The sequence below is a fragment of the Pyramidobacter piscolens W5455 genome (genome assembly GCF_000177335.1).
GTDB lineage: Bacteria > Synergistota > Synergistia > Synergistales > Dethiosulfovibrionaceae > Pyramidobacter > Pyramidobacter piscolens.
Window position 1 is genome coordinate 1 of sequence record NZ_ADFP01000092.1, and the last position, 9,265, is coordinate 9,265.

10 protein-coding genes are annotated in these 9,265 nt (G+C 60.0%); 8 read left to right on the forward strand and 2 right to left on the reverse strand.

The window, feature by feature from the left end:
- Window positions 1-312 precede the first annotated feature (312 nt).
- The 6 genes from HMPREF7215_RS08270 (at window position 313) to HMPREF7215_RS08295 (ending at window position 6,714) form a co-directional block, all read left to right on the forward strand.
- Entirely contained in the window at window positions 313-1,587 is a 1,275-nt protein-coding gene (locus HMPREF7215_RS08270) for an MATE family efflux transporter (RefSeq protein WP_009165349.1), read from the forward strand.
- 270 nt (window positions 1,588-1,857) lie between these two features.
- A complete protein-coding gene (locus HMPREF7215_RS08275) occupies window positions 1,858-3,012 on the forward strand; it encodes an ABC transporter substrate-binding protein (RefSeq protein ID WP_009165351.1) in 1,155 nt (384 codons plus the stop codon).
- Between the two features lie 111 nt (window positions 3,013-3,123).
- Window positions 3,124-4,044, forward strand: a complete 921-nt coding sequence (locus HMPREF7215_RS08280; RefSeq protein ID WP_040550984.1) for a branched-chain amino acid ABC transporter permease — start codon at window positions 3,124-3,126, stop codon at window positions 4,042-4,044.
- A gap of 9 nt (window positions 4,045-4,053) precedes the next feature.
- On the forward strand, window positions 4,054-5,166 hold the full coding sequence (locus HMPREF7215_RS08285; RefSeq protein WP_009165353.1) for a branched-chain amino acid ABC transporter permease: 1,113 nt from the start codon (window positions 4,054-4,056) through the stop codon (window positions 5,164-5,166).
- A complete protein-coding gene (locus HMPREF7215_RS08290) occupies window positions 5,159-6,007 on the forward strand; it encodes an ABC transporter ATP-binding protein (RefSeq protein WP_009165354.1) in 849 nt (282 codons plus the stop codon). The genes HMPREF7215_RS08285 and HMPREF7215_RS08290 overlap by 8 nt, the downstream gene beginning before the upstream one ends.
- Window positions 6,004-6,714, forward strand: a complete 711-nt coding sequence (locus HMPREF7215_RS08295) for an ABC transporter ATP-binding protein (protein ID WP_009165355.1) — start codon at window positions 6,004-6,006, stop codon at window positions 6,712-6,714. Before HMPREF7215_RS08290 ends, HMPREF7215_RS08295 begins: the two co-directional genes overlap by 4 nt.
- Window positions 6,715-7,020: 306 nt before the next feature.
- Here the strand turns inward: HMPREF7215_RS08295 and grdA are convergent, their stop codons facing one another.
- On the reverse strand, window positions 7,021-7,497 hold the full coding sequence (gene grdA / locus HMPREF7215_RS08300; protein ID WP_083798303.1) for a glycine/sarcosine/betaine reductase complex selenoprotein A: 477 nt from the start codon (window positions 7,495-7,497) through the stop codon (window positions 7,021-7,023).
- Between the two features lie 370 nt (window positions 7,498-7,867).
- On the opposite strand from grdA, the gene HMPREF7215_RS08310 reads away from it, so the two are divergent.
- Entirely contained in the window at window positions 7,868-8,293 is a 426-nt protein-coding gene (locus HMPREF7215_RS08310; protein WP_009165358.1) for a protein-export chaperone SecB, read from the forward strand.
- A 69-nt stretch (window positions 8,294-8,362) separates the two neighbouring features.
- Complete coding sequence (locus HMPREF7215_RS08315) at window positions 8,363-8,572, forward strand: hypothetical protein (RefSeq protein WP_040550988.1); 210 nt, start codon at window positions 8,363-8,365, stop codon at window positions 8,570-8,572.
- Window positions 8,573-8,851: 279 nt separating this feature from the next.
- Here HMPREF7215_RS08315 and HMPREF7215_RS13635 read toward each other — a convergent pair.
- Window positions 8,852-9,265, reverse strand: a 414-nt coding sequence (locus HMPREF7215_RS13635; RefSeq protein ID WP_040550989.1) for a M20/M25/M40 family metallo-hydrolase, incomplete at its 5' end; no start/stop codon positions are given.

Consider the following 9,265-nt stretch of genomic DNA (forward strand, 5'->3'; position numbering starts at 1 on the left):
TTTAAGAACTGTCAGTTTATTATAGTAAAAACATCAGCGCCGCCCTCTTAAACAAAGTAACAATACATCATTTTACTCCATCTGTCAAAAGGATATACCACCTTTCGTAAAAATATAAGTTATTCGCCGTTTCAGTTTCGAAAAGCTTCCGCACGATTCGGGCGCAACACGCGGCGCCTTCGCTGGGAAAACGCGAGAAGGCAAAATTTTCCTGCCTTTCTGATAAAATGAAAATGGAATCCGTTTTTTGTTTATGAAGATCGTTTTTCGAATACATCGTTTCATTTTCGTCCACGAGAGAAGGCTTCGATTATGAGAGATCAATCCACGCTGCTCACGCAGGGCCCCATCGCCAAAACGCTGGCCGCGTTTGCGCTGCCGCTCTTTCTCGGCAACCTGTTCCAGCAGATGTACAACACGGTCGATTCGCTGGTGGTCGGCAACTTCATCGGCAGCGACGCCCTCGCCGCCGTCGCCTCGTCGGGACACACGGCCTTTCTGCTGATCGGCTTCCTGCAAGGCGTGTTCGTCGGCGCCGGCGTGATTATCGCCCGTTATTACGGCGCGCGCGATGCCGAACGGCTGCGCATTTCCGTGCACACCACGGTGTTCTTCGCGCTCCTGGGCGGCGGGCTGCTGTCGGCGCTTGGAGTCGTCTTCTCGCCCGTCATCCTCAAGCTGATGGGCACGCCGGAGACCGTGTTGCCCAACTCGCTGGTCTACTTTCGCATCTACTTCGGCGGCTTGCTCTCCGCGGTGCTTTACAACTGCGTCAACGGCATCCTCCAGGCGCTCGGCGACAGTCGGCATCCGTTGTATTACCTGATTTTCTCCTCGCTGGTCAACGTGGCGCTGGACCTGGTTTTCGTGGTCGTTTTCCGCTGGGGCGTGGCCGGAGTGGCGGTCGCCACGGTGGTCTCGCAGGCGGCCAGCGCCGCGCTGGGGTTTTATCATCTGAGCCGTCACGGCGGCGAAGCGCGCGTATCGTGGCGCGATCTGCGCCCCGACTGGCCGATGCTGAAACAGATTCTGCGCATGGGCGTTCCCTCGGGGCTGCAGAACTCCATCATCTCTTTTGCAAACATGGTCGTCCAGTCGCACATCAACTCTTTCGGCGCCATGGCCATGGCCGGCAGCGGCACGTTTCTGAAACTGGAGGGTTTCGCCTTCCTGCCCATTTCCAGTTTTGCCCTGTCGATCACGACCTTTATCGGTCAGAACATGGGAGCGTGCCAGCATGAGCGGGCACGCCGCGGCGCCGTCTTCGCGCTCTGCGCCGGAGCGGTCATGGCACAGCTGCTGGCGCTGCTGATCCTCTTCAACATCCGCCCGCTGATGATGGCTTTCGGCGCCGAACCGGAGGTCGTCGCGTTCGGCGTCGCGCAGGCGCGCATCGCCACGCCGTTTTACTTTCTGCCGGCGATGTCTCATTGCATGGCGGGCATTCTGCGCGGTTTGGGCAAGGCCGTCGTACCGATGCTGGTCATGCTGGTGTGCTGGTGTCTGATCCGCGTCGGCTATCTGTCGGTCGCGCTGCGCATCAACCACGACATCCGCCTGCTCTACGCCGCCTATCCCATCACCTAGGCGCTGAGCGCGGCAACGCTGCTGATCTGCTGCCTGCGAGTCCGATGGGACGGGCAGGAACCGGACTGATACCGCTTCTTGATCAAAAAGCCGAACACGGGGGCGCTTTCTTCGTGCCGCGGGGACGGAGCCAAATAATCCGACTGACGATAATATATTTCGCGTGGATAATTTGTATTTTCTGTTTTTCTACTTGAAAACCTCTATTCAATAACTTATAATCTTTTAAGCGTCGTTATCCACATAATACACGAAAGGAGAAATAAAGTAATGAGGAAATTTTGCGCTTTTGCGGTAGCTTTCTGCATGATGGCTTCAACGGCCCTGGCGGCGAATAAGGTCGTCCGTATCGGCATTTTCCAGCCGGCGTCCGGCGACAGCGGCGCGGGCGGCAAACAGGAGACGCTCGGGTCGCAGTTCGGCTTTCACGAGACGCCGACGGTCGTGATCAACGGCGAGACGTATAAAGTCGAGCTGGTTTACGCCGACAACGGCTCTTCGCCCGACAAGGCGCCTTCCGCGGCTCAGAAGCTGGTCAGCGCCGGCGTTTCCGTCGTGCTTGGCTCCTACGGTTCGGCGGTTTCCATCGCCGGTTCGCGTTACTTCGCCGACGCGGGGATCCCCGCCATCGGCGTTTCCTGCACCAACCCGCAAGTGACGGCGGGCAACACGCACTACTTCCGCGTCTGCTTCCTCGACCCGTTCCAGGGGACGGTTCTCGCCAACTACGCCTACAACGCCCTCGGCGCGCGCACGGCGTACTGCCTCGGCGAGCTGGGCAACGATTACGACATCGGTCTGTGCCATTATTTCAAGCTGGCTTTCGAGGAGCTGGGCGGCAAGGTCGTTACCGACACGTTCCCGACGGGCAATTCGGACTTCACGTCCTATCTGACCAACGCCAGCATGTACGGCGCGGACGTGTTCTTCTGCCCCACCTCGCTCGCCTATTCGACGCAGATCATCGCCCAGGCCGGCGCCCAGGGCGCGACGTTCCCGATCCTCGGCAGCGACACGCTCGACAGCAACAAGACGGCCGAGGCGGCCAAGAACGCCAAGGTTCGCCTGATCGTCTCCACGTTCTACCAGGAGGGCGGCTCGCCCAAGTTCGACAAGGACTTCAAACAATGGCTGCACGACGACCCCGAGGCGATGATGAACAACGGCGGCAACGACATGATCTCCGCCATCTCCGTGATGGGCTACGACGCCTACTACACGGCGCTCGAGGCGCTCAAGGCTTCCGCCTCGCCCGATCCCCGCGACGTCAACAAGGCGCTGTGGGGCGTCAAGTACAAGGGCGTCAGCGGCATGATCTCGTTCGACAAAAACGGCGACGCTATCCGCGACTCGGCCTTCCTCAAGACCGTCAATCCCGAAACGGGCGACTGGGACTTCCTGGCCGAGCACAAGATCTCCAAATAACGTGGGCTTCCGTTTGAAATTCCAGCAGTGATTGAGGGCGCGGCGAGGATATTTTACGTCCCCGCCGCGCCTTTCTCGTTGAATTTTAATCTGAAAGGGAGTCGTTCCCTCATGTGGAAAACCGTTTTTCCCTATCTGCTGTCGGGCATTTCCGTGGGAGGGCAGTACGCGCTGATCGCCATCGGCTACACGATGGTGTACGGTATCCTGCGTCTCATCAACTTTGCCCACGGCGATGTGTTTATGGTGGCCGGTATCCTGATGGTGTACATTTCTGCCGCGGTGCCGCTCTACATCTCGGTGCCGGTCGTGCTGATCCTCACGGCCGTGATCGGCTTCTTCATCGAACGCATCGCCTACCGCCCGCTGCGCTCGGCGCCCAGAATGAGCGCCATGATTTCGGCCATCGGCGTCAGCTACACGCTCCAGAACCTCGTGCTCTACATCACGGGCGGTCTGAACCAGTTCTATCCCAAGGTCCCGTTTATCTCCGATTCGATCCGCCTCAGCGGCGCGACAACGACGATGGTGACGGTGATCACGCCGTTTCTGACGATCTTCCTGACGGCGCTTCTGGTCATGCTGATCAACCGCACCAAGCTGGGCATGGCGATGCGCGCGGTCAGCAAGGATTTCGAGACGAGTCTGCTGATGGGCATCAAGATCGACCGGGTCATCTCGGCCACGTTCGTGATCGGCTCGTTTCTGGCCGCCGTCGGCTCGGTGCTGTACTTCACCAACTACTCGACGGTCATCCAGACTTCGGGCGCCATGCCGGGACTGAAGGCGTTCGTCGCGGCGGTGTTCGGCGGCATCGGCTCCATTCCCGGAGCGGTCATCGGGGCTTTCATCATCGGCATCTGCGAGAATCTTATCAAGGGACTGGACGTTATTCTGTTCCGACTCGGCTTTATCGCCAAACCGCTCGGGCTGGCCACGTTCTCCGACGCCTTCACGTTTGCGCTGCTGATCGTCATTCTTCTCGTCAAGCCCACGGGGCTGTTCGGCGAAGAAAACACGGACAAGGTGTAGGTGATAGCCATGATCGACAGAAGACAAGAACACAGCGCCAACATCATCAGCGCGCTGATCATCGTGGCGATCTACGTGGCGGTGTTCGTGGCGGAGCAATGCCTGCCGCCGCGTTCGATGCTCTTTACGGTGCTGAAAAAGGGCGCCGTCTACGCGCTCGTCGCCGTGTCCATGAATCTGCTCAACGGCTTCACGGGCATCTTTTCGCTCGGGCAGGCGGGGTTCATGCTCATCGGCGCCTACGTGTACTGCATCTTCACGATCCCCATCGTCTCGCGTCCCATCGTGTACCAGTATTTCGGCGGCGGCATCATCCAGTTCACGCTGCCGTGGTTCGTCGCCATGTTCCTGGCGGGGCTGGCCGCGGCGCTGTTCGCCTGGCTGATCGGCCTGCCGGTGCTGCGGCTGAAGAGCGATTATCTGGCCATCGCCACGCTGGGATTCGCCGAAATCATCCGCGCCATCTTCCAGTGGAACCAGCTGGGACCGATCACCAACGGCTCCAACATGTTGCGGCTGTTCACGATTTTCACCGACTTCAACATCATGAACCCCGACGGCACGGTGTCGGTCTATCTGGCCACGACGGTGCCGATGCTGATCGCGGGCTTCTGCATCGCGCTGCTGGTGCTGTTGATCAACTCCACCTACGGTCGCGCGCTGCGGGCCATCAAGGACAACGAGATCGCCGCCGAGGCCATGGGCATCAACCTGGCCAGCCACAAGCAGCTCGCTTTCTGCATCTCGTCGTTCTTCACGGGCATCTCCGGCGCCATGCTGGCCATGTACCAGACGTCGGTGCAGGCCAAAAGCTTCACCTCGGCGATGACTTACGAGATCCTGCTGATCGTCGTCATCGGCGGCGTCGGCTCGGTGACGGGCTCGTGCCTGAGTTCGTTCCTGTTCGTGGCCTGCTCCGAATGGTGGCTGCGCTTTCTCGACGAGAAACAGGTCGTCAACGGCTTCGAGGTGCCGCTGCTGCGCAACGGCTTCCGCCTCGTCGTGTTCTCGATCATCATCATGATCGTGGTGCTGTTCTTCCGCCGCGGCATCATGGGCACCAAAGAGCTGCCCGACCTGTTCAGGCGGCGCAGGGCAAAGGAGGCGACTCCCCATGACTGATCCGAAAAACGTGCTGCACCTCGATCACCTTACCATGCAGTTCGGCGGCGTCGTCGCCGTCAACGACCTGACGATGGACGTCAACGAGGGCGAGATCGTCGCCCTGATCGGCCCCAACGGCGCCGGCAAGACCACGGCCTTCAATGCCGTCACGGGCATCTACGCGCCCACGAACGGCGAGATCTCCTTCCACGGCGTGCCGATCGTGCGCAACCATCCCTCCGGCAAGATGAAAAACCTTTACGCCGGCAGCAACGCCGATCTTTACAAAACGCACGTGCTGCGCCCGACGCCCGACCAGATCACCAAGCTCGGCATCGCCCGCACGTTCCAGAACATCCGCTTGTTTTCGGGCATGACCGTGTTCGAAAACGTGCTCACGGCGCGCCATCTGCGCCGTACCAGCAACTTCATCACCGCGACGCTGCGCTTCAACGGCCGGGAGGAAACGACGATGCGCGAGCGCTCGCTGGAACTGCTCGATATCGTCGGCCTAGCGGGCGAGCGCGACGAAATGGCCGTCAGCCTGCCTTACGGCAAACAGCGTCTGCTCGAGATCGTCCGCGCGCTGGCCACCGATCCGACGCTGCTGCTGCTCGACGAACCGGCGGCCGGCATGAATCCGCAGGAAACGCTGGCGCTGGGGCAGTTCATCCGGCAGATCAAAAAAGATTTCAACCTGACCGTTTTCATCATCGAGCATCACATGGATCTCGTCATGAACATTTCCGACCGCATTTACGTGATCGAATTCGGGCGCCAGATCGCCGAAGGCACGCCCGCGCAAGTTCAGAACGACCCCGTTGTCATCAAGGCCTATCTGGGAGGTGACGAAGAATGAGCCTGCTCACGATCATGGATCTGAAAGTCAGCTACGGCGGCATCGAAGCGCTGAAAGGCGTTTCCTTCTCCGTCGAAAAAGGCCAGATCGTCACCCTCATCGGCGCCAACGGCGCCGGCAAATCCACCACGCTGCGCGCCATCAGCGGGCTCGTACCGATCAAGGAAGGCACGATCACTTACGACGGCAACGTCATCAGTGGTCAGGACCCGCAGACCATCGTCTCGGAAGGCATCTGCATGGTTCCCGAAGGACGCCGCGTCTTCCCCAACCTGACCGTGCAGGAAAATCTGCAGATCGGCGCTTATCTGCGCAGCGACGATCTGACAGCCGACCTCGAACACGTGTACGAGCTCTTCCCCCGCCTTGAAGAACGCTCGTGGCAGATGGCCGGGACGCTCTCCGGCGGCGAACAGCAGATGCTGGCCGTCGGCCGCGCCCTGATGATGCGCCCCAAACTGCTGATGATGGACGAGCCCTCGCTGGGACTGGCCCCGATCGTCATCCGCGACATCTTCAAGATCATCGAGACGCTGCACCACGAAGGCATCACGATCCTGCTCGTCGAACAGAACGCCAACGTGGCGCTGAAGATCGCCGACTACGCCTTCGTCCTCGAGACCGGTTCGCTCGGCGTGCAGGGCAAGGGCAGCGACCTGCTCAACGACCCCGCCATCAAGGCCGCGTACCTCGGCAAGGCGCGGTAACCTCCGCGCCAGGGATAGGGGCGGCCGCGGGAATACGCTCGACATAACGCCGCCCATGGCGTCGAAAATCGAAAGCGGCGGCCGGATGATTGCGAAATTCTCGATCATCCGGCCGCCGCTTTCGATTCATACTAATTCTTGATAAAAAGTGTTAAGTTTTCTGGGCGCCGCGGAGGAGAAACGCCCGCCTCGAAGCCCCCGCCGACGCGCATATTTTTTCGCCGTTTTTCGCGGCGACAACAAAAAAGCCGGCCCGCGAACGATCGCTCGTCCACGAACCGGTTTATTCGACAGACTGTAAAAAAACTACAGCTTGTACTGGGAATACTGATCGCGGATGCCTTTGACGGCAGCTGCGAGCGCTTCGGGATCGAGCACCATCTCCATCATGGAAATCTGCTCCTCCCACGCCTTGGGATCAGCTTCAGCACGAATTTCTTCATCGAAGATGTCATAAACGGCGAGTCCCAACGGGACGCCGGCCAGGGGACCTGCAAAGGTGGGATCTCCGTTGGTCACGGTTTCGGCGTAAATCTCGGCGCCTTCGGCGTCGGACGAACCGAAAATGACCACGCAGTTCTCAGCACCGTACTTCTCAGCGCAATCCTTGACGCGCTGCTGGTTCTGCAAGTCCATGGCTCCGGCAGCCGTTCAGACGAAGCACTCCGTTGCTTCGAAGACGACTTCGGCTCCACTGTTCTCGAAACAAGCCTTCATAGCGGGCGCCGGCACGCCGTCGCGCTCGCCAAGGAGGATCAGTTTCTTGCCTGCGAGTTTGCCCATAAGTCGCACCTCCTTCTCTTGATGATCTACGGCCATTATAACCAAATTTTTCTTCCATGCAAGAGCTCTATAACATTTTCAGATAAAGTGCTCGAAGTCACATTCTCGATTTGTGCGTTTGATACATTCACCGGCGCCGATCGGCTGAATTTTCCGGTCATAACAAATAAGACGCCGCCCTCTCGGGGATTCCGCCCGCCGTCGCTCCCCTTGTCCGGCACGGCGTCGACTTTCGAGCCTTCTCCCCGCATTGTTCCCATTTCGCCTTGGCCGGGCTCCCTTGGATTTTGAGAGATCCGTGTTATAATGGGCGGCAGCGTGCCGCGCACCATTCTCCACCCCAAACTTTTCCCCAAAGGAGCCTGTGTTTATGAACGAGATCCGCCTTGCCGATTTCCGCGCCGAGAGCCTGCAGTTCGACATCAATCACCACTTCCAGCCCAAGAAGGACGAGAACCTCGCCCTTTCCATCAAACTGGATCAGCGCGTGCGCATGAGCGCCACGCCCAAGGACCCGACGTTCCTCAACATCCGCGTCACCGTGTTCGACGACGCCGAGAACAACAACTATCCATTCGAGATCATCGCCGACGTGACCGGCGTGTTCTTCATCGAGGCCGAAGGCGCCGACCGCGAGGCGATCCTCAAGGACAACGGCATGATCATGCTGCTGCCCTACGTGCGCGCCATGATCAGCCAGCTCGTGTCGCTGGCCAACCTGCCCACGCCCGTCATCCTGCCGCCCATGGATCCTTCGCAGATGAAGCCCATGGAGCAGCCCGCCGCGAACAGCTAAACGCCGGTACCCGAAAAAAAGAGGCGCCGCCCCGCCGACCGTAGTAATAACGGCCGGCGGGGCGGCGCTTTGTTTTGTTCAAAGAAAGGCGGCGATCTTCGGATCGGCGCCGGCTTCGAACAGCGTCCGCACGGCGTTACATTTTCGACTTCAGGAACTCGGGAACTCCCGGCACGCCCCCAGCTCTCGGCCAGGGACAGCGCCGTCGTGCCGTCGGGCGCGGCGATCTTCGGATCGGCGCCGGCTTCGACCAGCGTCCGCACGGCCTTCAGCGGCTGACCACGCACCAACCGAAAATTCCCGCGGCGCGGAGCGCCGCCCTGCCAACTGAAAATTTTAATCGACAAAGGCATGGATTTTACGTCTTATTTCTATTTTATAGGTTGTTTTATCATAAAAACAAGATCATACAAGCGCGTCCATAAAACAAAAAGCCGCCGCGAGGATACGAAGACGCGGAGAAAGAGCTGGAAGCGAAATGCCGCGGGGCGGCCGTTCGTCTTTCGCTTTTCTTCGCGTCTTTGCGTTTTCGCGGCGGCTTTTGTTTGCCCTTGTTTCTTACGCACGACTCTGCGCCCAAGCGGCGATCAGCGCCGCGCCGACGGGCAGGCAGCCCTCGTCGGGATAAAAGCGCGGGCTGTGCAGCGGCTCTTCGACCCCGCCGGGGCGGCGCGCGCCGAGATCGACGTAGCAGCCGGGCACGCGCTCGGCGATGCAGGCGAAGTCGTCCACGCCCAGCTGCGGGCAGAGCGGCGTGATCACGTTCTCCGCGCCCAGCTCGCGCGCGCCGACGCGGCGCACGGCGGCGGCGACTTCGGCGTCGTTGATCAGCGCCGGATAACCTTCGATGAATTCCACTTCGGCGCTCAGCCGCAGGGCCGCGGCCACGCCCTCGACCAGTTCGCGCACGCGCGCCGTCGTGCGAGCGCGTGTGGCGGGGTCCAGCGTGCGCACGATGCCCTCGAATCTGGC

Bases quoted from the DNA above. Each gene is read 5' to 3' on its own strand.
- HMPREF7215_RS08270 (WP_009165349.1), top strand. From the start codon at position 313: ATGAGAGATCAATCCACGCTGCTCACGCAGGGCCCCATCGCCAAAACG.
- HMPREF7215_RS08280 (WP_040550984.1), top strand. From the start codon at position 3,124: ATGTGGAAAACCGTTTTTCCCTATCTGCTGTCGGGCATTTCCGTGGGA.
- HMPREF7215_RS08295 (WP_009165355.1), top strand. From the start codon at position 6,004: ATGAGCCTGCTCACGATCATGGATCTGAAAGTCAGCTACGGCGGCATC.
- HMPREF7215_RS08285 (WP_009165353.1), top strand. From the start codon at position 4,054: ATGATCGACAGAAGACAAGAACACAGCGCCAACATCATCAGCGCGCTG.
- HMPREF7215_RS08290 (WP_009165354.1), top strand. From the start codon at position 5,159: ATGACTGATCCGAAAAACGTGCTGCACCTCGATCACCTTACCATGCAG.
- HMPREF7215_RS08275 (WP_009165351.1), top strand. From the start codon at position 1,858: ATGAGGAAATTTTGCGCTTTTGCGGTAGCTTTCTGCATGATGGCTTCA.
- HMPREF7215_RS08310 (WP_009165358.1), top strand. From the start codon at position 7,868: ATGAACGAGATCCGCCTTGCCGATTTCCGCGCCGAGAGCCTGCAGTTC.